The organism is Actinoplanes sp. CA-142083, from assembly GCF_050942195.1.
In the GTDB taxonomy this organism is placed as follows: domain Bacteria; phylum Actinomycetota; class Actinomycetes; order Mycobacteriales; family Micromonosporaceae; genus Actinoplanes.
Map to the genome: position 1 here is coordinate 5,312,164 of NZ_CP192076.1, position 21,856 is coordinate 5,334,019.

At 71.3% G+C, this 21,856-nt stretch carries 24 protein-coding genes; 16 read left to right on the plus strand and 8 right to left on the minus strand.

All coding sequences use genetic code 11. From position 1 onward, the window contains the following. Positions 1-135: 135 nt before the first annotated feature. Positions 136-336 carry a DUF5999 family protein gene (locus ACQPZX_RS24315; RefSeq protein ID WP_396031196.1) on the plus strand — a complete coding sequence of 67 codons (201 nt, stop codon included), beginning with the start codon at positions 136-138 and terminating at the stop codon, positions 334-336. A 505-nt stretch (positions 337-841) separates the two neighbouring features. Beyond that, entirely contained in the window at positions 842-1,417 is a 576-nt protein-coding gene (locus tag ACQPZX_RS24320) for a histidine phosphatase family protein (RefSeq protein WP_433384727.1), read from the plus strand. 168 nt (positions 1,418-1,585) lie between these two features. On the opposite strand, the gene ACQPZX_RS24325 is transcribed toward ACQPZX_RS24320, so the two are convergent. After that, positions 1,586-2,161 carry a dihydrofolate reductase family protein gene (locus tag ACQPZX_RS24325; RefSeq protein WP_433384729.1) on the minus strand — a complete coding sequence of 192 codons (576 nt, stop codon included), beginning with the start codon at positions 2,159-2,161 and terminating at the stop codon, positions 1,586-1,588. A gap of 550 nt (positions 2,162-2,711) precedes the next feature. On the opposite strand from ACQPZX_RS24325, the gene ACQPZX_RS24330 reads away from it, so the two are divergent. Genes ACQPZX_RS24330 through ACQPZX_RS24340 form a run of 3 tightly spaced genes read left to right on the plus strand, consistent with a single transcriptional unit; the run spans position 2,712 to position 4,074 of the window. Beyond that, positions 2,712-3,071 (plus strand): hypothetical protein, encoded by a 360-nt coding sequence (locus ACQPZX_RS24330; protein ID WP_433384732.1) that lies wholly within the window; start codon positions 2,712-2,714, stop codon positions 3,069-3,071. Between the two features lies 1 nt (position 3,072). Then, on the plus strand, positions 3,073-3,564 hold the full coding sequence (locus ACQPZX_RS24335; RefSeq protein ID WP_433384735.1) for a SigE family RNA polymerase sigma factor: 492 nt from the start codon (positions 3,073-3,075) through the stop codon (positions 3,562-3,564). Between the two features lie 12 nt (positions 3,565-3,576). Beyond that, positions 3,577-4,074, plus strand: coding sequence for a peptide deformylase (locus tag ACQPZX_RS24340; RefSeq protein ID WP_433384738.1), 498 nt, complete (start codon positions 3,577-3,579; stop codon positions 4,072-4,074). Here the strand turns inward: ACQPZX_RS24340 and ACQPZX_RS24345 are convergent. Beyond that, entirely contained in the window at positions 4,007-4,753 is a 747-nt protein-coding gene (locus ACQPZX_RS24345; protein WP_433384741.1) for an ArsR/SmtB family transcription factor, read from the minus strand. The genes ACQPZX_RS24340 and ACQPZX_RS24345 overlap by 68 nt on opposite strands. Before the next feature lie 108 nt (positions 4,754-4,861). Here ACQPZX_RS24345 and ACQPZX_RS24350 point away from each other — a divergent pair, with 108 nt between their 5' ends. Then, positions 4,862-5,458, plus strand: a complete 597-nt coding sequence (locus tag ACQPZX_RS24350; RefSeq protein WP_433384744.1) for a YbhB/YbcL family Raf kinase inhibitor-like protein — start codon at positions 4,862-4,864, stop codon at positions 5,456-5,458. Between the two features lie 109 nt (positions 5,459-5,567). Beyond that, complete coding sequence (locus tag ACQPZX_RS24355; protein ID WP_433384747.1) at positions 5,568-6,536, plus strand: winged helix-turn-helix transcriptional regulator; 969 nt, start codon at positions 5,568-5,570, stop codon at positions 6,534-6,536. Here the strand turns inward: ACQPZX_RS24355 and ACQPZX_RS24360 are convergent. Beyond that, the gene (locus ACQPZX_RS24360) at positions 6,528-7,511 is read right to left on the minus strand and encodes a DUF5937 family protein (protein ID WP_433384750.1); all 984 of its coding nucleotides are present in this window, start codon (positions 7,509-7,511) and stop codon (positions 6,528-6,530) included. The two genes, ACQPZX_RS24355 and ACQPZX_RS24360, sit on opposite strands and share 9 nt — an antisense overlap. 67 nt (positions 7,512-7,578) lie before the next feature. On the opposite strand from ACQPZX_RS24360, the gene ACQPZX_RS24365 reads away from it, so the two are divergent. Next, positions 7,579-8,784 carry an MFS transporter gene (locus ACQPZX_RS24365; RefSeq protein ID WP_433384753.1) on the plus strand — a complete coding sequence of 402 codons (1,206 nt, stop codon included), beginning with the start codon at positions 7,579-7,581 and terminating at the stop codon, positions 8,782-8,784. Between the two features lie 202 nt (positions 8,785-8,986). Continuing rightward, complete coding sequence (locus ACQPZX_RS24370; RefSeq protein ID WP_433384756.1) at positions 8,987-9,577, plus strand: DUF1062 domain-containing protein; 591 nt, start codon at positions 8,987-8,989, stop codon at positions 9,575-9,577. A gap of 24 nt (positions 9,578-9,601) precedes the next feature. Here ACQPZX_RS24370 and ACQPZX_RS24375 read toward each other — a convergent pair whose 3' ends face one another. Genes ACQPZX_RS24375 through ACQPZX_RS24385 form a run of 3 tightly spaced genes read right to left on the minus strand, consistent with a single transcriptional unit; the run spans position 9,602 to position 14,167 of the window. Further along, positions 9,602-10,717, minus strand: coding sequence for an alanine racemase (locus ACQPZX_RS24375; protein WP_433384759.1), 1,116 nt, complete (start codon positions 10,715-10,717; stop codon positions 9,602-9,604). Then, positions 10,707-12,185: an IucA/IucC family protein gene (locus ACQPZX_RS24380; protein WP_433384761.1), complete on the minus strand. Its 1,479-nt coding sequence runs from the start codon at positions 12,183-12,185 to the stop codon at positions 10,707-10,709. Before ACQPZX_RS24380 ends, ACQPZX_RS24375 begins: the two co-directional genes overlap by 11 nt. After that, positions 12,182-14,167: an IucA/IucC family protein gene (locus ACQPZX_RS24385; RefSeq protein ID WP_433384764.1), complete on the minus strand. Its 1,986-nt coding sequence runs from the start codon at positions 14,165-14,167 to the stop codon at positions 12,182-12,184. The genes ACQPZX_RS24380 and ACQPZX_RS24385 overlap by 4 nt, the downstream gene beginning before the upstream one ends. 511 nt (positions 14,168-14,678) lie before the next feature. On the opposite strand from ACQPZX_RS24385, the gene ACQPZX_RS24390 reads away from it, so the two are divergent. Genes ACQPZX_RS24390 through ACQPZX_RS24415 form a run of 6 tightly spaced genes read left to right on the plus strand, consistent with a single transcriptional unit; the run spans position 14,679 to position 19,809 of the window. Continuing rightward, complete coding sequence (locus ACQPZX_RS24390) at positions 14,679-16,289, plus strand: ABC-F family ATP-binding cassette domain-containing protein (RefSeq protein WP_433385412.1); 1,611 nt, start codon at positions 14,679-14,681, stop codon at positions 16,287-16,289. 4 nt (positions 16,290-16,293) lie between these two features. Further along, positions 16,294-17,235: a tyrosine-type recombinase/integrase gene (locus ACQPZX_RS24395; protein WP_433384767.1), complete on the plus strand. Its 942-nt coding sequence runs from the start codon at positions 16,294-16,296 to the stop codon at positions 17,233-17,235. Positions 17,236-17,290: 55 nt separating this feature from the next. Continuing rightward, positions 17,291-18,127, plus strand: coding sequence for an undecaprenyl-diphosphate phosphatase (locus ACQPZX_RS24400; protein ID WP_433384770.1), 837 nt, complete (start codon positions 17,291-17,293; stop codon positions 18,125-18,127). Then, positions 18,124-19,026: a DUF3626 domain-containing protein gene (locus ACQPZX_RS24405; RefSeq protein WP_433384773.1), complete on the plus strand. Its 903-nt coding sequence runs from the start codon at positions 18,124-18,126 to the stop codon at positions 19,024-19,026. The genes ACQPZX_RS24400 and ACQPZX_RS24405 overlap by 4 nt, the downstream gene beginning before the upstream one ends. After that, positions 19,020-19,517, plus strand: coding sequence for a GNAT family N-acetyltransferase (locus ACQPZX_RS24410; RefSeq protein ID WP_433384776.1), 498 nt, complete (start codon positions 19,020-19,022; stop codon positions 19,515-19,517). Before ACQPZX_RS24405 ends, ACQPZX_RS24410 begins: the two co-directional genes overlap by 7 nt. 25 nt (positions 19,518-19,542) lie before the next feature. Beyond that, positions 19,543-19,809 carry a DUF4326 domain-containing protein gene (locus ACQPZX_RS24415; protein WP_433384779.1) on the plus strand — a complete coding sequence of 89 codons (267 nt, stop codon included), beginning with the start codon at positions 19,543-19,545 and terminating at the stop codon, positions 19,807-19,809. Here ACQPZX_RS24415 and ACQPZX_RS24420 read toward each other — a convergent pair. After that, positions 19,806-20,795, minus strand: a complete 990-nt coding sequence (locus ACQPZX_RS24420) for an NUDIX hydrolase (protein WP_433384782.1) — start codon at positions 20,793-20,795, stop codon at positions 19,806-19,808. The two genes, ACQPZX_RS24415 and ACQPZX_RS24420, sit on opposite strands and share 4 nt — an antisense overlap. Positions 20,796-20,888: 93 nt before the next feature. Here ACQPZX_RS24420 and ACQPZX_RS24425 point away from each other — a divergent pair, with 93 nt between their 5' ends. Beyond that, positions 20,889-21,089 carry a hypothetical protein gene (locus tag ACQPZX_RS24425; RefSeq protein ID WP_433384785.1) on the plus strand — a complete coding sequence of 67 codons (201 nt, stop codon included), beginning with the start codon at positions 20,889-20,891 and terminating at the stop codon, positions 21,087-21,089. A 133-nt stretch (positions 21,090-21,222) separates the two neighbouring features. On the opposite strand, the gene ACQPZX_RS24430 is transcribed toward ACQPZX_RS24425, so the two are convergent. Next, positions 21,223-21,741, minus strand: coding sequence for a hypothetical protein (locus ACQPZX_RS24430; protein ID WP_433384788.1), 519 nt, complete (start codon positions 21,739-21,741; stop codon positions 21,223-21,225). Positions 21,742-21,856: the final 115 nt, after the last annotated feature.

Consider the following 21,856-nt stretch of genomic DNA (forward strand, 5'->3'; position numbering starts at 1 on the left):
CGTGGACCATAAGAACCGAGGATTCTGGCAATGGAGCGCCGTTACCGCGTTCGTCCGTCGTCGTTCGGATTGAGGTAACGTCCGTCACCGTCGTTGTGAATCGTCACACACAGCCCCCCGACCGGAGACCACACGATGTGCCAGCACCAAACGCAGTGTCCCAGCGCAGACGCCATCGACCGTGAGGCGGCCCGCATTCTGGCGGCCTTCCCCGAGCAGGGCTGGAGCCTGCTCTGCAACGGCGTGATCGTCTTCGAGGACACCGGCGAGATCCTCCCCGACGGCACCATGATCGAGCCGCACCGGGGCCCCGCCCGCCACGCCCTCGCGGCCTGACCCACCCGGGTCCCGCCGTCCACGCCAGGCAGGCAGCGCCGCCACCCGGCACGAGCCCTTCGCAGCTACGCTGAGTAGCCGAGCGACCCCAAGCTCACCGCCGAGCCCTAGCAAAGCCAAGCCCTTAGCAAGGCCACCCCTAGCAGCCACCCCCGTTCCCCGCGAGCAACGACGACCCGCGGCGGACGCGGCCCCCGCGCGCCCCACACCGGTTCCCCGCGGCCGCCCGACCGCCCGTCCCCGCGCAGACCAGCGCGCGGCACTCGCGGCGTCTCGCTTGGCCCTTTCCCCGCGGGCACGAGCACGCGGCAGGCGCGACGTCTCGTCCGGCCATCCCGGCGTGGCACGAGCGCGCGGCACTCACGGCGTCTCGTCCGGCCATCCCGGCGTGGCACGAGCGCGCGGCACCCACGGCGTCTCGCCTGGCCATCCCCGCGCGGCACGCGCCGCGCATCCCCGCTCGGCCGTCGACCCTCCGCGTGTGGCGTCCGGCTACCGTCGCGCCATGACCTTCGGCGTCGGCGCGCGGCTGCTCCTCGTGCGGCACGCCATGCCGGAGACCGACCCGGACACCCCGCCCGAGCAGTGGCACCTCGGCCCCGAGGGCCGCGCCGCCGCCCGCGCCCTGGCCCGCCTGATCGCCGAGCCGCGCGCCGGCCACTACGTAGCGAGCACCGAGCCCAAGGCCGTCGAGACGCTGCGCGAGATCGCCCCGCACGCGCCCATCGCGACCGATGCCGGCTTCGCCGAGGTCCGCCGCCCCCGAGCCTGGACCGACGACGTCACCTACCGCGCCGCAGCCCGCGCCTACATCGAAGGCGACACCGCGAGCCGCGACGGCTGGGAGGCGCGTGACGAGGTCGTCGGTCGCTTCGACGCTGCGGTTGCCCGGCACGCCGGGCGCGCGGCCGCCTCAGGCGTCACGCTCGTCGTCGGCACGCACGGGCTCGCCCCGACGCTCTGGCTGGCCGCCAGGGTCGGCCTTCGACCGAGTCCGGGCGCTTTCTGGGCCTCCCTCCGCTTTCCCGACGTGGTCGAGGTCGATCCCCGTCGCAAGTCGGTCCGGCGCCTCCCGGCTTGATCGAGGGCGATCGGGCCTGCGCTGCGGTCAGGCGTCTGCCGGGCTGAGCAAGGGCGATCGGGGCTGGGCTGCGGTCAGGCGCCTCCCGGCTTGATCGAGGGCGATCGGGGCTGGGCTGCGGTCAGGCGTCTGCCGGCCTGAGCGAGGGCGATCGGGGCCGCGCTGCCGTCAGGCGCCTGCCCTGAGCGCATATGTCAGGTACGCGAACTCGCCCCTCCGCACGACCTCCGACAGCGCGAGCCGTTTGGAGCTCAGCCGCCGCGGCAGGAGCGGTGCACCGGACCCCAGCGTCACGGGAGCGACGCCCAGGATCAGCTCGTCGAGCAGGCCCGCGTCGGCGAACAGGCCCGCCAGCTCGCCGCCCCCGACCACCCAGACGTTCTTGCCGCCGGCGGCCGCGGTCATCGCCTCGTGGACGGGGCGCACGTCGCCCTGCACGAAGTGGAGCGATGCTCCGGGGATGGGCGGCAGCGACCGGTGGGTGAACACCCAGGCCGGCACGTCGCCATAGGACTCCTGCCATTTGCCCGGATTGTCCAGCAAATTCTCGTGGCCGAGAACCCACTGGTAGGTTGTGGCGCCCATGGCGAACGCCCCCACGTCCGCGAAGAACTCCCCGAACGGGTTGGAACCGGTCTCGTCCGCGCGGTCGGAACCGACCTCGAACAGCCAGTCGAGTGAATTGGCCTCGTCGGCGATGAACCCGTCGATCGTGGTGGCGGTGTAGTACTGCGTCTTCGGCATGGGGTGACCCTGCCACGGGGGTACGACAAAATCCGGGCGCGGACCGCTGTCACCTGATGGCACGTTCAGCCCGTCTTTGCGGTAAGAGGGTGCGGGAAGAGGGTCGCTGGTGACGGAAGATCTGCGGGCGTTGCTGCGAGCCGACCTGAGCGCCGAGCGGCCGCCGCCGCTGGGGGACATCGTCGACGCCGCGATCCGCGATGGGCGGCGAATCCGCCGTACGCGAAGAATCCGGACATTAACCACAGGATTGCTGGCGGTTGTCGCAGCCTTGACCCTCATCGTGCTTGTGGGTGACGGCGGCGTAGCCGGCCGTCGAAGTGAACCCCTCGAGGCGGCCGGTGGATCTTCTCCCCAAACCGTGCCACCCCTGCCGCCCGCCCCCATGACGAGCATCGAAGCGCGTACGTTTTCCCTCCGCAGCGGCACCGAGCGTGCCGGCCAGACGCGGGAGAAAGCGACCTCAGCGGCGATGCTTCATCTTCTGACGCAACTTTTACCGCCCGGACGGACGAGCCACTTCGCGGTGGCGCCCGAGGATGATCTCCAGGTGCAGTTGTACCTGGACGGCGGCGACGGCCCGGGCCTGGTGCGGGTCGAGGTCGACAAGAACGCTCCGGAGAAAGGCGCGGAGCCGCCCCGCGGTGTCACCGCCAGCGTGACAATCAGGCACATGCCGGACAATTGCCTGGAAAGTATGGTGGTGGACGCGGCCTGGCCGGACGGCACGGTCGTTCAGGTCGAGGTGCCCACCTGCCTGGACGACCCGCGGATGCCGCCGGCGCCGCCCGCCCTCACCGCCGACGAGGCCGTCCGGGTCGCCGCCGACCCGCGCTGGGGCGTGACCATGGACCCCAGGCTGGTGACGGTCGGCGCGAGTGAGTTCCCCGACCCCGCGGTGTTCGGCTGACATGACGGAGGACGACGAGTTCGCGGAGTTCGCGAACGCCCATGCCGAGCGCCTGCGCACCACCGCGTTCATGCTGTGCCACGACTGGCATCTGGCCCAGGACCTCACCCAGACCGCGCTGACCAAGCTGTTCCTGAGCTGGCGCCGGGCCGTGCAGGCCGACAACCTCTACGCGTACGCCCAGAAGATCCTCCTGCGCGCCTACCTGGACCATCGTCGTCGCCGCTCGTCGACGGAGTCGACACCGGGGGTGCTGCACGAGCCGGCCTACCGCGAGAGCCCCGAGCTGCGCCTGACCATGCTCGACGCGCTGGGCCGCCTGCCCGCCCGCGACCGCGCCATCGTGATCCTGCGGTACTTCGAGGACTACAGCGTCGAGCAGGTCGCCGACGTCCTCGAGATCCCGGCGAGCGTGGTCAAGAGCCAGACCCGCCGTTCCCTCACCAAGCTGCGCGAGGTGCTGTCCGCTGATCAGCTGGCACTGTTCGCGTGACAACATGGGCGCATGACAGTCAGGCCCATCCGGATCTTCGGCGACCCGGTTCTGCGCACCGAGGCCGACCCGGTCACCGCCTTCGACGCACAGCTGCGTGAGCTTGTCGCCGACCTCGAGGACACCGTCCGCGTGCCGGGCCGGGCCGGGGTCGCCGCGCCGCAGATCGGCGTGAGCCTGCGGGTTTTCTCCTACAACGTGGCCGGCCAGGTGGGCCACCTGGTCAACCCGGTGCTGTCCGACTTCGAGGGCGAACAGGACGACGAGGAAGGCTGCCTTTCCCTGCCGGGCCTGGCATATCCGACGAAGAGGTCCATGTCGGTGACGGCAAGAGGCTTCGACGCGTACGGCGAACCGCTCGTGATCCAGGGCACGGGTTTCCTCGCGCGCGCCCTCCAGCACGAGACCGACCACCTCGATGGCACGCTGTACATCGACACCCTCACCGGCGACGCGCGACGGCAGGCGCTGCGGGAGCTGCGCCGGGTGAGTCCCGCCCCGGGCCGATGACCACGCCCAGTTGATCCTCCAGGGCGCGGGCGCCGACATCGGTCACCTTCACCGCCCGCCCGCTGCCGATCCGCACGATCCACCCGGCGTCGAAGGCGTGCGCGCAGATGGCCGCCCCCACCGACCCCGCCAGGTGTGATCGGCGCTCGGTCCAGTCGAGGCACTCCCGCAATACGGGCCGCTTGCCAGATTTGTCCCATGAAATCGCGTTAAATCCGAGCCACGTGACACCCCGTGGTGTCACCGCCAAACCGTGCGACCGGCTGACAAGACCGTTGGCGATCAGCCCGTCGGCCAGCGCGACCCCGACAAACCCGGCCAGGTGGTCATAGCACGTGCGGGCGAAGGCGAGGTTCCGCCTGCGATGCGCCGCCGACAGTGACACGACCGGCCGAGGCGGCCCCGGCGCGCCCGCCGCCGCGACCGTCTCGATCAGCGCGGCCACCTCCGGCCCGGCCAGCTGCAGATAGCGATGCCGGCCCTGCTTGCGCTGCGCGAGCAGGCCACCGGCGACGAGCCGGTCGGCGTGCTCGGAGGCCGTCGAGATCGCCACTCCGGCGTGTTTGGCCAGCTCGCCGACGGTCCAGGCGCGGCCGTCCAGCAGCGCGAGGCAAAAGGCGGCCCGGGTGCGGTCGGCCAGCAGCGCGGCCCATCCGGCGAGCGACTCGGCGTTGTCCATGCCCCGATCATGTCCCTTCGACGCTTCGGTACGGACCGAAGCCGGGTCGACACGGGCGGTCGTAGATCGCAGAATCATCAGCGTTCAGCGCATCGAAGGAGGTTGATCATGCATCGCATATCCCGCCGCTTCGCCGTGGTGGCATCCGTCGTGCTCCTGATCCTCGGCGGCGCGGTCGGCGCGTCCGCCGCCACGGGGTTCCCGCACTTCGGCTACCACAAGGTCCGCAGCGGCCTGCCGACCGGCATCAAACATTTCCACCTGACCAGCAGCGACGTCCGGGCCGGCAAGCCCATCCCGGACCGGTTCTGGGGCTGTGAGGACGCCGGCGTATCACCCGCGCTCGCCTGGCGTGGCGCGCCCGCCGCGACCAAGAGCTACGCCGTCACGGTCTTCGACGCCGACGCCCCCACCGGCAGCGGCTTCTGGCACTGGACGGCGTGGGACGTGCCGGCCACGACGACGTCGCTGCCGACCGGCGTCGTCCTGCCCGGCGTCAACGGCACCAACGACGGCGGCACGGTCGGCTACACGGGCCCGTGCCCGCCGGCCGGCGACATCACCCACCGGTACACGTTCACGGTGGTCGCCCTGGACGTGCCGAGCCTCGAGCTCACCTCCGACACACGTGGCGCGGTCGCCGGCTACGTGATCGGGCAGCACGCGATCGCGTCGGCGTCGTTCGTCGCGACCGCACGCAGTTGATCTGAGTTCTGCCCGGCGCGCTCTCGGGTCGCGCCGGGCAAATTCACGACCCCCATCGCGTACGGTCGGGCAGAGGCGCTCGGATTTTCGGCGAGGACGGGGGTTCTCCGTGCAGAAGCGGTACCACAGCGCGGTCGAGGTGACCGCCGACCTGATCGGCGGGAAGAGCCGGGTCGTGGTCCTGGCGCACCTGCACCACGGGGTGCGGCGTGACGCGGACCTGCGGCGGCGGATGCCCGACGTGGGCGAGATGAGCCTGGTCCAGCTGCTGCGCGAGCTCGAGGTCGAGGGCCTCGTCCAGCGCCGGGAGCTGCCCGGCCACGAGGTGGAGTTCGACCTGACCGAGGAGGGGCGCACCCTCGCGCCGGTCCTGCAGGCCATGCACGACTGGGGAGTCACCCGGGCCCAGCGGCACGACCTGGTCGTCGACGAGCCCGGCCGCGCCGACACCCGCAGGCTGGCGGCCGCGTCGCTGGCGCAGGGCGATGCGACGGGCTGGTTCGAGAAGCTCTACGTCGAGGCCGGCGATGGCCGGGCGGATGTGCCGTGGGACCGGGCGGAGCCGAGCGCCAACCTGCTGTCGGCGGGCCTGCCCCGCGGCGAGGGCCGGCGGGCGCTCGTGGTCGGGTGCGGCCTCGGGCGGGATTCGGAGTATGTCGCCGCCCTGGGCTACGCGACGACGGCGTTCGACATCTCCGAGACGGCGATCCGTACGGCCCGTTCGCGCCACCCGGACTCGCCCGTCGACTATCGGGTCGCCGACCTGCTCGCGCCGCCGGGGGAGTGGCGGCACGGCTTCGACCTCGTCGTGGAGAGCAACAACGTGCAGGCCCTCCCGCGAGACCTGCGCGAGAGGGCGACGGCGAGCGTCGCGGGGTTTGTCGCGCCCGGAGGCACGCTGCTGGTGCTGGCCGCCGCAGCGAAGGAGCCGTCCGACGACGGGCCGCCGTGGCCGCTGACCCGCGAGGAGGTCGACGCCTTCGCCCGCGACGGCTTGCGCGCCGAGGCCGTCGAGGAGATCGAAACCCCGGACGATCCGCTGACGGTGCGCTGGCGGGCGACCTTCTCATCAGTCTGAGACGAGCGCGTCGCCAAGCGGTGTGCGGCGGTAGATGACCGAGCGGCCGGCTCGGGCCCGGTCCAGCAGGCCGGCCTCGCGCAGGACCGCGAGGTGGTTGCCGACCGCGCTGACCGTCATGCTCAGGGCTTGGGCCAATTGGCTGGTGCTCGCCGGGTCGGCGAGGGCGATCAGCAGGCGGGCTCGGGAGCGGCCCAGCAAGCGGGTCAGGGCCTGCGGCGGCGCTCGGCGGGCGGGCGGCTCGAGCAGGGCGCCGATGCCGCGGGCCGGGTAGATCAAAGTGCGCGGCCACGGGTCTTCCACGTGGGCGGCGATGCGCGGCCATACGAAGGCGGTCGGCACCAGGAGTAGCCCGGCGCCGCTGAGCGCTACCTGGTGATCCTCCAGGCGCAGGATCTCGATCGCGCCGTCGCGCCAGCGGACCGACGGATGAATGCCGGCGAGGGCGGCGGCCCAGCCGTGTCGGCCGAGTTCGCCAGCTCGGTGGACCACGTCGCGTTCGCAGATCATCCGCACCTGCAGCCAGTCGGGGGCGAGCAGCTCATGCCACGCCCGCTCCTGCGTGTCGGCGAGGCGGTCCAGGACGTCGCTGCCGGTCAGCATGCCTCGGACACGGGCACCGACAGTGGGACGCAGGCTCAGGCAGTAGTCGATCTCGGCGCGGGCGGCGGCGGGATCGGCGGCGCGGACGGCGGCCAAGTCGTCGTCGATGGTCTGGGTCAGGCCGCGAGTCGGGGGTGGGGCGATGAAGTTGGGGCCGTGGTGAGGGGTCGACAGGGCGAGGAGGCCGTCGATGGCCGTCTCGGCGCGGAGGGCTTCGAATCGCGGCTGCAGGCGGGCGAACCACGCGGCTGGGAGGCGGCGCTGCAGGCGGGGGCGGCCGAGGTCCTGGATCAGGTTGTTCAGCTCGAAAATCGGTGACAGCGCGAAGCGGCTGTGCACGAGGTCTTCCGCGCCCGCCAGGAACCGGATCACATCGCCGACCTTACAGCGGTGCGTGAAACATTCGAGTGTTGTGGCGACTCCGACCAGGCTGGTCGGCATGAGCGCCGCCACCTATCGGGACGTGTTCGCCGAGCCGCGATTCCGGGGGCTGTTCGCCGCCCGTACGGTATGGATGGCCGCCGGGACGCTGCAGATCCTCACCATGTCGGTGGTCGTCTACCGCGAGACCGGGTCGCCGCTGCTGGGGGCGCTGGCGTTCGGGGCCGGTTTCCTGCCGCAGGTGGTCAGCGGGCTGCTGCTGGGGGCGAGCGCCGACCGGTTTCCGCCGCGCCGTCTGATCCTCGGGGGCTACCTGGTCGAGGCGTGCGTGGCGGCGACGCTCGCGCTGCTGCATCCGCCGGTGGGGCTCGCGCTGGCCCTGATCGCGGCGGTCGGGCTGCTGGCGCCGCTCAGCAACGGCGCCACCGGCCGCCTGGTCGCCGACGCGCTGACCGGCGATGCGTATGTGCTGGGACGGGCGGCGATCAGCATGTCGTCCTCCGGGGCGCAGCTCGTCGGGCTCGCCGCCGGGGGAGTCGCGGTGGCGGCGCTCGGTCCGCGCAATGCTCTGCTCGCCGCCTGCGCCGGTCATCTGCTGGCCGTGCTGATCTTCCGCCTGACCGCTGGACGCGGTGATCCCCCTGTGGAGGCCCGGAGCGGGACGGTGCTTCGAGAGAGCTGGAGCGGGGCTCGGCGGCTGCTCGCCGATCCGCCGGTGCGGCGGTTGCTGTTCGCGCAATGGTTGCCGCCGGCCTTCTCCACGGGCGGGGAAGCGCTGCTCGTCCCGTACGCGTCAAGTCGTGGTTGGCCGGCCACGACGGCCGGAATCATGCTCGCTGCCGTGCCCCTCGGGATGCTTGTGGGTGACCTTCTGGTCAGCCGGCTGGTGCGGCCCGCGACCCGGGAGCGTCTGGTGCCGCTGCTGATCGCGGTGATCGGGGTGCCGCTGACGCTGCTGGCGGTCCGGCCCTCGCCCGTGGTGGCCGTCGGGCTGCTGGTGGTTGCCGGGTTCGGGCTGTCCTACCTGCTGGGGCTGCAGCGGCCGTTCCTCGACGCGGTGCCGGAGGAGGGGCGCGGGCAAGCGTTCACGCTGCTGTCGACCGGCATGATGACGTTGCAGGGCATCGGGCCGCTGCTGGGCGGTCTCGCCGCCGAAGCGCTCGGACCGGCGCCGGTGATGGCCCTGGCGGGCGTGGCGATCCTGATCGTGGCGGTGGGCGTCCGGCGGGAAAATCGTTTGAGTCAACCGTCCGCGGTCTCGTAGGTTGCGGGCGACCCGTTGTCGTGAGGACAGAGGACACCACCGCGTGACCACGCCTGATCTGTAGACCTGACACTTCCGCGCTCATCACAGCCGGGCTGCTTTCGCGCGCCCGGACTTTCAGCGTTCGAGGCTGCGCGCAAACAGCCTCGTGTCGGGTCTAAAGAGATCAGGTCTCGAGATCATGTCTTCACAACCTCATATCGTGCTGCCCTGGGTCGTCCGCCGGACCAGGCTGCCCCTGCTGTCGCTGCGGTGCGTGGACTGCCGGTCGGAGTCGGCCACCACGGGCGACGGCCGGTTCCGGGTCAACGCCAACGGCAAACTGCTGGACGTGTGGCTGCTGGTGCGCTGCGTGTCCTGCGACCGGACGAGCAAGCTCACCGTGCACGAGCGGGCGACGGTCGCCTCGCTCGATCCGGCGACGCTGCACGGCTATCACGTCAACGATCCGGTTCTCGTGGCCGCGCGGCTGCTGGATCCGCTGCTGGCGCGGCGTAACCACTTCGCTCTGGACTGGACGGGGGCGTGGCGGCTGGACATTCCGCCGGGCCAGCGGCGCCTCGCCGCGGCGCCGGACCGCGTCGTGGATACCCGTGCGGCCTCGCTCGACGAGGCTTGGCCGGTGCGGGTGGAGGTCGCGTTCGAGGATCCGGTGCCGGTGCGTCCGGACCGGCTCATCGCGCACGGGCTCGGGTTCAGCCGGAGCGAGGTGCTGCGCCGGGTCAAGTGCGAGATTCCGTTGCGGCGTCACACCAGCGCCGGCTTCGCCTTCACGGTGATCGCCGGGGACTAGAGCCCTCACGGTGATCGCCGGGGGCTAGATGACGAGGAAGGCCGGCGGCTCATGGCGGAGGAACTCGTGATGCGAGATGTCCCAGCCGTAGGCGCCGGCCCTCCCGAACACGAGGATGTCTCCGGCTCGCAGCGCCTCCACGTGCTGGCCGCGGGTCAGCACGTCGCGCGGCGTGCACAGCTCGCCCACCGCGTCGACGAGGCAGTCCTCGACGGACGGGCGGGGGTAGGGGTGCGGCCACTCGTCGACCGGCACGACGGTGAACGGGTGGCTGTACCCCCAGGCGGCCGGCAGGCGGAAATGATGCGTGCCGCCGCGCAGGACAGCAAACGTACGCCCGTGGGTGGTCTTGATGTCGATCACGGTCGCCGCGTAGGCGCCGGCGTCGGCCGCGAGGAAGCGACCCGGCTCGAAGACCAGGTCGACGCCTGGCGGCACGACAATGTCGCTCAAGGGGGAGAGATCCATCGAGGCGTCGCCGAGGTAGTCGACGCCGAAGCCGCCGCCCACGTTGACCACCTGCAACGCGATGCCGAGATCCCGCGCGGTCCGGAGCGACCAGGCCAGGGAGTCGCGGACGAAGGCCGCGTGCGCGACGCCGTCGAGGTTGTTGGAGACGGCGTGCAGGTGGAAGCCGATCACGGTGACGCCGTGAATCCGCATGGCCTCGCCGAGCTGCGACTCCTCGATGCCGAACGGGGTCGGTGTGCCGGTCATCGTGTGACTGCCTTGAAGGCCGCCGCCCGGGCGGTTGACCCGCAGGCAGACCGCCGGCGGGGTGGGCGCGATCGCGGCGAGGCGGCGCAGCTCGTGCACGCTCTCCACGTTGATCAGGGCACCGGCGGCTACCGCGGCGGCCAGCTCGGCGTCGGTCTTGGCCGGGCCGCCGAACGCGATGCGCTCCGCCCCCGCGGCGACGGCCAGGGCGAGCTCGCCGCCGGATGCCACTTCGAGGCCGTCGCAGACCGATGCCAGTGCGGCGATGACCGCCGGATTTCCGTTGGCCTTCACCGCGTACAGGAAAGAAGCGCCGGACGGCAACGCCTGCCGGACCATCGCGGCCCGCGCGCGCAGCGCAGCCGTGTCATAGACGTAGGCGCACGCCGGAGCGGGCAGGGCGCGCAGGAGCTCATCGTGCATGCAGCGGGTTCCGGACCGGGATGTAGACGTCGCCGTCGCCTTGCAGGCGCATCCGGACCAGCGCTTTGTGCGGGACGAGCGGCGCGGTGAAAGCGGCGTGGTCGTCGCCGGTGCAGCATGTGTCGAGCACCGAGCGGACGATGCGCCAGGCGCGGTCCTCTTCGATGTCGAGCCGCAGGATGATCTCGCCGAGGTGGGCCTGGAAGAGGGTGTAGCCGATCTTCGCGCGGAACACGGTGAGGTCGTCGGTGCCGACCACCGAGCCCGGCCACAGCGCGATGTCGTGGCCGGCCGCGGCCAGCCGGGGCAGATGCAGCCGCAGGCCGGCGAAGTCGCGCAGCGCCAGGCGGTGCGGACGGCCGTCGACGAAGGTGGGCAGGCAGTTCTGCAGGTGCGCCTCGAGCGCGACGCCTTGCGCGGTCAGACGCATCAAAGGCGGCAAGAGCATTTCCGCGTACGCCTGGAGCCAGCTCTCCGGGTCGCCGGTGACCAGGTCGTCGAGCAGGAACGGCAGCGCGCCGCCCGGCACGACCTGCTCGCCCTCGTGCAGGCGGCCGCCCAGCCCGTCACGGCGGATGGCCGACAGGTCGCGCCCGGAGCCGATCGGAACGGCCGAACCCGCGGTCTCTGCCAGCAGCAGAATCCTTTGGTCTTCCACGAGCCGGTGCAGGAGGGTCGAAACCGCCGGCCCGTTCCGCGTGCTGGCGACGCTGATGCTCCGCCTGGTGGAGGTGACCTGGATGTCGAGAGAGACCTTGAGATATTCGCCGAGCGACGGCAGCAGCAGCGTGCGCAGCGCCGCCGTCGGCACCGCGTCGATCTCCTCGCCGAGGATCCTCAGGGAGCCGTCGCGCAGCAGGTCGCCGTAACGGGCGGGCAGCACCATGTCGCGCTGCCAGACGTGCATGGGCTGCACGCGGTACCCGCCCGGCGCCTCGATCTCGGGGAAGACGTCGTCGCCGAGGTGCAGCTCGTCGCGCACGGCCACGAAGCCGAGCCGGGTCATCGGCGCCTCGAGGTCGTGGGCGAGCACGTCGCTGGGGTCCCACCCGAGCCGCGTGCGCCCGCAGGGGTGCAGGTTGTGGCCCGCGACCGCGAGTCGTTCGAGCCCGATCGCCTGCCAGTCGGGCCCTTCGCCGACGGGCGCCGCCGGCCGGACCATCGCGATCGCCAGGTTGATGACCGCGTTGCGCAGCTCGGCGGCGAACCCGGGCGCGTCGATCCCGTCGAGCAGCTCGACCGGGTCGCCGACGCCGGAGGCCGGGTATTCGACCCGGTTGAAGGCGTGCAGCGGCCCCGGGCCCATGTCGCGGATGCCTTCGCGGGTCAGCGCCCCCCGCAGCCGGCGGCCGACCGTGTCCGCGGCCTCGGGCAGCGCCACGACGAAGTCGTCCAGCAACTCCGGGGCGTGCACCGCGAGGGCGGCTTCGGTGTGCGCGAGGCGTTCCGGGGAGATACTGCGCGTCATTGTGCCGCCAGGGGGTTGTCCAGATAGGCCCAGATGTCATCGAGCGGGTCCGCCGCCAGCCGCATCGCCGTGGTCGCCTTGACCGGCAGCGGGTCGCGCAGCAAGTGCCGCACATCGCTGGTGCCGGTCTCGCGCAGCGCCGCCGCCACGATCGCCCACAGCCGCTGCGTGTCCGCGCCGTGCCGGCTCAGCGCCGCGATGATCTCCGCCGCAACGGTTCCCAGGGCGGCCGCCGCGAGCTTCGTGCGCAACACCTGCGGGTCGTCGGTCGGCAGGTCCCCGAGCAGCCGCGGCGCCTCGAAGCCGGCCCGCTCCAGCCGTCGCGCGCTCACCCGCACCCCGCCGAGATCCCGGTAGACGATCCGCACCGGCCTCTGGTCGCGCAGCACCACGAGCGTGTTCTGCCCGTGGGCTTCCAGCGCGATCCCGCGTTCGAGCACGCGCACCAACGGCGCGAACAACACCGCCCCCAGCAAACCCATCATCTCGTACGGGTCGGGCACCGCCCCCACCAGCGAGTCATTGGCCCCGTACAACGCGAGCGGCACGATAGTCTCGCCCTCCGCGAGTCGCGGCGCCTCCCGAACCAGATGCGCAAGATGCCGCTGCGGCACACCGTCCACCAGCACCGCCCCCGCCGCCGTCTCCTCCAGCACGTCGATCGGCAGGTCTTTGGTGACCGCCTTGAGCAGCCGAGACAGCACCGGCCCGTTCTCGACGGCGGCCGGCGACACGGTGCGCACCGCCGAGGTCATCTGCACGTCCACCGCCGTCTTGACGTGCGGCCCGCCCCCTTGGAGCGCGACCGTACGCAGCGACATCAACGGCAGCACCGCCGCGGTCTCCCCGTCGTCGACCAGCCACGGATACCGTTCCCGGATCCGCGCCGCCTGCCAAGGATGCGCCAGCAGAACCGGCTCCGCCGTCCCATGCCACCGCTCGGCCGGCACCCGAAGCCGCCGCAGCCGGATCGCGGGGGAGTGCTCAGGCGCATAGGCAAGCACGTCAGCAACACTCATCCCGCCCCGCGTGCGGCAACAAGGATGCAGCGGATGCCCGTCCGTGATGGACTGCTCCGCGATCGCCAGCCCATCCGGGTCCCCGGCCGTGGACAGAGGCCATGCCCCAAGCCGCGCCCACTCCCCGAGCCCCGCCCATTCCCCGAGCCCCGCCCGGCCGCCGTGCTCCGCCCGCGCGAGTTGCGCCGCTCGCGCCAGTTGCTCGTCCAGCGCGCGTTGCTCGTCGCGCGGGAGCTGCCCTGCCCGCGCGAGTTGCTCAGCCCGGGCTAGTTCTTCCTGCAGCGCGCGTTGCTCGTCGCGCGGCAGCTGCGCTGCTCGGGCCAGTTGCTCGGCCCGCGCTCGTTGGTCATCGCGCGGCAGCTGCCCCGCGCGCGCGAGTTGTTCAGCCCGCGCGAGGTGGCTGGCTCGTGCGAGCGCCATGTTGGCGACGCTGTTGTCGACCTCGGCCGCGAGGTCGCTGCCCGGCCAGAGGATCCGCACGAGCGTTCCCGGATCGCTGACGAACGCCCCCGGCGACAGCTCACCCACCCAGGCATCGCTGTCGTGCCAGCTCGCGGCCCACTCCGCTCCGGGCTCCGTTGCCGTCTCCGGCCCTCCGGGCAGCCCCGGCCCGGCCCAGCCTGTCGCTGTCAGCCCGGCCCATTCGTCCTCGGGCGCTGTCTCGGCCCGGACGGTCGCCGTCAGCCCGTCGTCGGCCCGCGCGAACGCAACCGCGGCCCGCCGGGGAAAGCGCATTGTCACCCCTGGGAAGGACACTTCCCCCGTCCGGCGGTCGCGCAGGCCCGGCAGCGGCTCGCGCGCGAACGCCCCCAGCAGCCGGCTCAGGACCGCGGCCCGCGCTCCCGGGAGCGCGGCGTCGTAGCGTTCGACCAGCTCGGGCCGCAGCTTGGCGAGCTCTTCGCGCGTCTGCGCGGCATCGGCGGTGTGCCGGATTACTGGGGAGTTCGGCGGGGGTGGCGGCACGCCGTTTATTGTGCGCTCCTGGGTGCGCCGGTCATGTCCCGCCCATGCCCGCACGTGAGCGACGACGCAATAACCAAACCTCCATCCTAGGATGCCCTACAGAGTGTGCGCCTGGCCGCAGTCCGCGCGCTTAAAACCGAGAAGGAATCAACGGCATCCCGCCTCGTTTCCGGGCAGCGGTGGTGGCTGCATCGGAGCCTCCTCGTAGTGACGGCGGGGTCTGCCACAAGGTTGGTGTCTCCCCTAAGGGGAGAGTCAAGAGCCGAGAGCCGACAGTGGAACTGCATCCTAGGACGCTCTACAGGTGGTGCGCCAGCGCACCACGAGAACCAAAAACAAAAAGGAATCAACGGCATCCCCTGCTCGAAATTCGGTTGCGGTGGGCCTTGGGGCGGGGGCAGGGTGGAGCCGCATCTGATTCCTAGGCCAGGGGAGTGACCATCTCCATGTGAGAGCCGGCTGACAAACAAGACGTCCGGGGACGGTGCTCCGGGCGTACCCATGTCGGTTGATGCCCTTGGAGATCTCCTTGCTGAAAGTTGTTTCCCTTGCCGCGACCCACGACGGCGATCTGCTTTTCGAAGGTCTTGACCTGGTCCTGGGGGACGGCGACCGGATCGGTGTGGTCGGTCCGAACGGCACCGGCAAGACGACGCTGTTGCGGCTGCTCGCGGGTGAGCTGAGGCCGGCGGACGGGTCCGTCGCCTACGGGCCGGGCACGCGGGTGGGCTATGTGCCTCAGCAGATGCCGGATCCGGACGGGACCGTCGGCGACTTCCTGATCGGTGGGCTCGGTGAGCTGGCCGAGGTGACCGGGCGGCTGCGTGTGCTGGAGCGCCGGCTGGCGGCCGGCGATGACGTGCTCGCCGAGTTCGGTGTGGTGCAGGAGCGGTGGACGGCTCTGGAGGGCTGGACGGCGGAGTCGCGGCTGGCGGAGATCCGGCAGCGGCTGGACATCGCGCATCTGCCTGATGAGCTGGCGTTGCGGGCGGTGAGTGGTGGTGAGCAGGCGCGGTTGTTGCTGGCGCGGGCGTTGCTGGACGAGCCGGATGTGATGTTGCTGGATGAGCCGACGAACCATCTGGATGCCGAGGGGGCGGCGTGGCTGCAGGAGTGGCTGCGCGGGTTCGCGGGTGGGGTGCTGGTGGTGAGTCATGACCGTGCGTTCCTGGATGCCGTGGTGTCGCGGATCGTGGAGTTGGACGGGATTCACGACGAGCCGCAGGACTTTCCGGGTGGGGGTTACACGGCTTATCGGGTGGAGAAGCAGCGGCGGTGGGAGCGGTTGCTGCTGGATTTCGAGGCTCAGGAGAAGGATCGCCGCCGGTGGGAGGCGGATATCGAGCGGACGAAGCAGCATGCGCGCGGGGTGGAGCTGACGACGGGGATAGGTGCGGCGGCGCCGCATCTGAAGCGGGTGGCGCGGTTGGTGGCGCGTAAGGCGAAGGTTCGGGAGCGGCGGTTGCGGCGGCAGATGGAGTCGACGCGGTGGATTGCCCGGCCTCGTACGCGTCCGCCGTTGACTTTGGCTTTTCCGGCTGATGATGAGGAGGCCGGGGAGGTGGTGTTGAAGGTCCGGGAGCTGTCGGTGGCTTTCGGTGATCGGGTGCTGCTGGATGCGGTGGATGTGGATGTGCGCCGTGGTGACCGGATTTTGGTGACGGGGCGGAACGGTGCGGGGAAGACGACTCTGATGCGTGCTCTGGCGGAGGCCGGGGGCGATGAGGTGGCGGTGTTGCCGCAGACGTCTGATGAGTTGCGGTCGGACGCGACGGTGATGGAGTTTTTCCGGGCGCGGGTTCCGGTGTATGTGGATGATGCGGAGCGGCTGTTGGAGGGGCATCAGTTCGGTCCGGATCAGTGGGATGTGCGGACGCGGAGTTTGTCGGCGGGGGAGTTGCGGCGGCTTGTGCTGGCGGTGTTGGTGAACAGTCCGGCGCGGGTGCTGGTGCTGGATGAGCCGACGAATTTTCTGGATTTCGACGCCTTGGATGTGGTGGAGGAGGCGTTGCGGCGGTTCCGGGGGACTCTGCTGACGGTTTCGCATGATCGGTATTTCGCGGAGGCGGTCGGGTATTCGCGGCGCTGGCATGTCGCGGGTGGTGGTGTGGCCGAGAGCTGAGACGATGGGCGCCATGCAGGTGGTGCCTCGGCAGGGTGGCGGCGCGGTCGCGGATGTTCGGGCTGCGGAGCAGGTCACGGAGGCGTGGCTGGCGAATCGGCGGTTGTCGGAGCACACGCGGGCGGCGTATCGGCGTGATGTGGCGGGGTGGCTGGCTTTTTGCTCGTCCGCGGGCATTGAGCCGTTGCGTGCGTCGTTCCTCGATGTCAACGCTTATGCGCGGGGGCTCGAGTCGCAGGATCTGGCGGCCGCCACCGTCGCCCGTAAGCTGTCCGGTTTGTCGAGTTGGTATGACTTTCTCGTAAAAATTCGGGCGATAGATGCTAATCCGGTCGGCGGGGCGGATCGGCCGTACGTGTCGCGGGACCACTCGGCGACCGTGGGCCTGACGCCCCAGGAGGTGGATGCCCTGCTGGCCGCGGCGGGCAGGGCCGGTCCGCGGCATCGCGCGGTGGTCACCCTCCTGGCGGATCTTGGGCTGCGGGTGGGGGAGCTGGTGGGTCTGGATCTGGGCGATGTGGGCTGGGAGCGGGGGCATCGGACGGTCCGTTTCGTCGGTAAGGGGGGCCGGGCGCGTCGGCGGGCGCTCACCGATGGCGCGTCGGCGGCGCTGGACGACTACCTGGCGTCGCGGGGCGTCGATGACGGTCCGTTGTTCGTGACGTCGACGGGTGCGCGGATCGACCGGCACGGCGTGTTCCGGCTGGTCCGGCGGCTGGCGCGGGAGGCCGGCATCCCGGCCGCCGACCGGCTGTCGCCGCACTCCCTGCGGCACGCTTTCGCCACGGCCGCCCGCGACGAGGGTGTGCCCCTGGAGGACGTGCAGGACGCGATGGGACACGCGGATCCGCGTACCACGCGCCGCTACGACCGTGACCGGCACAACCTGGATCGTGACCCGGCGTACACCCTCGCGGCGGCGCGTGCCCGCCGCGCCGGGGCGTGACACCTCCCCCTATGCTCAACCGTCGGTCAGGGGTTCGGGTCAAAGGCGGTCGGTTGTGAACATTCTCGAGGCGGTGCTGCTGGGTGCGGTGGAGGGGGTCACCGAGTTCCTGCCGATCTCGAGTACCGGTCACTTGACGATCATGGAGAAGCTGCTCGGGTACGAGATCGACTCGCCGGACATCACCGCGTTCACGGCGATCATCCAGTCGGGTGCGGTGTTCGCGACGGTGTGGTTCCTGCGTAAGGACATCGCGCGGATCGTGCCGGCGTGGGTGAAGGGCTTGTTCAGCAAGGAGGCCCGGAAGGACCCGGACTGGCGGTTCGGCTGGGCGGTGATTCTCGGGTCGATCCCGATCGGCATCATCGGGCTGGCGTTCCAGGACACGATCGAGACGACGCTGCGGAGCCTGTGGTTCGTGGCGGGCGCGCTGATCGTGTGGTCGGGGGTGATGGCGTTCGCGGATCACGCGGCGACGCAGGTGCGGCACGAGGACGACACGACGTGGAAGGACACGCTGATCATCGGTACGGCGCAGTGCCTGGCGCTGATTCCGGGGGTGTCGCGGTCGGGGGCGACGATGTCGGCTGGTCTGTTGCGGGACTTCGACCGGGTGACGGTGACGAAGTTGTCGTTCTTCCTGTCGATCCCGGCGTTGTTCGGGGCGACGATCCTGCAGATCCACGACGAGGCCGGCAACATCGCGGAGGGCGTCGGGTGGGTGAACACGCTGACCGCGACGATCGTGAGTTTCGTGGTGGCGCTGGGCGCGGTGACGTGGCTGCTGCGGTACATCGCGAAGCATTCGTACGCGATCTTCATCTTCTACCGGGTGGTGCTGGGGTTGTTGCTGATCGTGCTGCTGGCGACGGACACGATCGCGGCGAAATGAGTTTCCCGGCCCTGGCGCATGTGCGGGCGTTGTTTCCGGCGCCCGGGCCGGCGGGGCTGTTCGAGCGGGCGGCGATCACGGTGAGTTTCCACCCGGATCGGCTGGCGGCGTCGGGTTTGGCGGTGGCGGAGGCCCTGGCGGTCGAGGGGGTCTACCGGTCGCAGTTCGAGACGGGGATCTCCAACGGCGGGCTGGGCGGACCGCGGCTGTCGTGGGAGGAGCGGATGTTCCCGGGGGTGTATGACGGGCCGCTCGGGCGTCCGGTTTATGGCGGGTTGAACCTGGCGGGGTATCCGGATGGGGCGTCGCCGCGGTTCGGTAGTTGTCATCTGGTGTTGCGGTCCGCTGTTGCCGAGCGGGCCACGTTCAGTCACGGGGACAGCGTGACGTCACCGGCGGTGGTGGGGACGGCGGCGACGTTCGGTGCGGTGTGGGCGGCTCTGCTCGACGAGGTGGCGGCTTCGGGGCGGGCGTTGAACCTGGCGGCCGACTCTCCCGGCGCGTGGGTGGCGTCGCTGCCGGCCCCGCGTCGCGCGGCCGGGCGGGCCCTCGACGACTACATCGAGGCCCAGATCCATGGGGGCCTCACGCTGAGAGATGACGTCGCGGCCGTCGTTGCCGACCCGTCATTTCGCGGTACGCCGTACGAGAGGCATCTCGCGTCTGTGACCGGAAGCGTGACCTGGTCGCCGGGCTTCACCCTGCACCCGGCCGAATTTCCCGCCGAGCTGCGGGGGCCGGAGGTTCCGCCGCTGGCCCGGGAGATCGCGGAGCGCTACGGGGTGGCGGAGCTCGACGCGGAGGTGATCGGGCGGGCGGCCCGGGAGCCCGGCGCGCCGCTGCAGCTGATCAAGTATTTGTGGCACATCCTGGTGCTGCTCGGGCGGCCGGCGTGCTGACCGGGCGGCTCGAGCTGCGGCGGCCCACCGAGGCGGACGTCGATGCGATCCTGCGCATCCACAGCGACCCCCTCGCGTGCGAGCACAACCCCTCCGACATGATCACGATCCGGTCGGAGGCGGTGGACCGGTGCCGGCGGTGGCGGGCGCACTGGGAGCGGCACGGCTTCGGCTACTGGGTGCTGCGCCGGCGGGGGTCGGAGCGGGTGATCGGGTTCTGCGGGCTGAAGACGATGCGGCTACACGACGCGCCGGTGCTGAACCTGTTCTACCGTCTCGAACCCGCCGTCTGGGGTGCGGGGCTGGCCTCGGAGGCGGCGACCGCCGTCGTCGAGGCCGCTCCGGAGGGGTTGCCGGTGATCGCCCGGGTGCGGCCGGGGAACGTCGCGTCGGCGCGGGTGGCGATGCGGGCCGGGCTGCACCGGGCCGAGCATCTGGACACCGAGGGCGCGGACGGGCTCGACTGGATTTTCACGACGGCTACCCTCTGACAGTGTGGCGTTTCATCGTGTGCAGATGAGCCGGCAGCATCCGTGGCGGGCCGATCACCCCGACGCGATCCGGGTGGACCGGTCGACGCGCTGGGGCAACCCGTTCGGCATCAAGGAGTACGGGTCGCGGGCGGCGGCGGTCGACGAATATCGGAAAGCGTTCGAGGCGGGGAAGCTCGCCGTGACCGCGGACGAGATCCGCGAACACCTGGCCGGGCATGATCTGGCGTGCTGGTGCCCGCTGGACGGGCCGTGTCACGCCGACATCCTGCTGAAGGTGGCGAACTCCTAGAGCGCTCGCGGGTCGCTGAGGCCGGGATGGGGGTCGGCGCCGGGGCGGGCGAACCAGCCGTCCCTCGCCGAGAGGCGCAGCTTGGCCCACTCGTCGAGCTCGGGCAGCTCGTCCGGGGCGAACCAGCCGACCTCCAGGGACTCGTCGCCGTCGGGGCGGGCCTGGCCGCCGGTGGGGCGGCAGCGGAACCAGACGTGCATATAGTCGCAGCGGTCCCCGTTCGGGTAGGTCACCGGGTGGGTGGCGACGCCGCCGAGGCTCTCGATCGCGACCTCGACGCCGGTCTCCTCGCGGACCTCCCGCACGACGGCGTCGGAGGGCTGCTCGCCGGGGTCGATCATCCCGGCCGGCAGGGACCATTTGCCGTTGTCGCCGCGCCGGACCAGCAGGAGGCGGTCGTTGTCGTCGTGGACGATCGCGCTGGCGCCGGGCAGCAGGAGCAGGTCGTGGCCGATGTGAGCGCGCATGGTGCTGACGTAGGGGGGAACCGGCATGGACGTACGATATAGGTCGTTGTCTTGCCGGGGTGGCGGGAACCAGGGCGGCGCGCCCGTTGTCGCGATCCGCAGCATGGTCCGGTCGCTCAGGCCCGGGGGCAGCGCGTCCGGCGGGAACCAGCCGACCTCGAGCGACTCCTCGCCGTCCGGGCGGGCCGCACCGCCGACGGCGCGGCACTGGAACCACACCACCAGGTATTGGCAGTGGTCCCCGTTCGGGTAGACCGCCTCGTGGTTGTCGATCCCGCCGATGCGCTGCACCTCGGCCCGGATCCCGGTCTCCTCGAAGATCTCCCGCAGCGCCGCGTCGGCCGGCTGCTCACCCGGCTCGATCATCCCGGCCGGCAGCCCCCACGTCCCGTCGTCGCCGCGCCGCAGGAACAGGATCCGGCCTTCGGCGTCGCGGACCACGGCGCTGGCGCCCGGCAGCAGGAGCAGGTCATGCCCGATGTGGGTGCGGAGGCTTTTCACGTACGGGGAGGCGGCCATGCGGCCCACTCTATGAGCGGCTTGACTCTCCCCTTGGGGGAGACCCCAGGCTGGTGAGGCGGAAAGCTCCCACCATCCGAGGAGGACGGACACATGACGGACCTACGGCTCAATCCGCTAGTGGCGCCCTGTTGCGCCGGCAGCTCGGCCCGCCGGCCGTCGGTGCCCACTCTGCCCGGTCTTGCGGCGGCGTCCCGGCCACCGCCCACCCTGCCCGGTCTTGCGGCGGCGTCCCGGCCGCCGCCCTGCCTGCCGGGCCGGCACCGCTCGACCGCGACCCCGCAAGGCGAGTGACGCGTCCGCCGGCGGCTTTGCGCTCGGCCCCAGGCCGAAGCTCGAGCCGGCTGCGCCGCCGGGACACCGCTTTCTCTAGGCGGCGACTCGGTGGCGACCGACGGTGCTGGTGGGGCAGGTGGGGCCGGCCGGGTCAGCTGCCGCTGGAGGCAATCGCGATGATCAGGATGACCAGGGCGACGGGGATGCCCACGCCGATCCAGGTCATCGGGCGCTGCGCCAGCCGCGGGCCGGGGTCCATGGGCTGGCGGCTCGGCAGGTACGGGTGGGGCTGCGGCGGCGTGAGCCGGGCTACCTTGCCGCGGCGGATGAGGTTGATGACGACCGTGACCGGGGTGATGATCATCGAGGCGTAGCCGTACCAGCCCTGCACCAGGGTGCGTGTGGTCATGTGCCGGAAGACGCCTAGCCCGCAGTCGCGGCAGAACGGTCCCTCGGTGCTGAGGAACTGCATCAGGACCAGCAATCCCCGATGCCCGCGGAAAGTCGTGTTGACCGCGGGGACGCTCCCGCAGAACCGGCAGGCCGTGAACTCCATCGGGACGCCGGGAACGGGTGCTCCACCGTGGGCGAAGGACCCGCCGGGAGCCTGCTGCCCGGCGTAGCCACCGGGAGTGCCCTGCGCGCCAGGGTGGAACGGCGCCGATGGCATGGGTGGATGGCCGGTCGGCGCGCCGTAGGTCGCGGAGGTGGGGTAGCCGTGGGCGCCAGGCGCGGTGGTGGGATAGGCGCGGTGGGGACCGGGCGCGGGTTGACCGGGGTGCGGC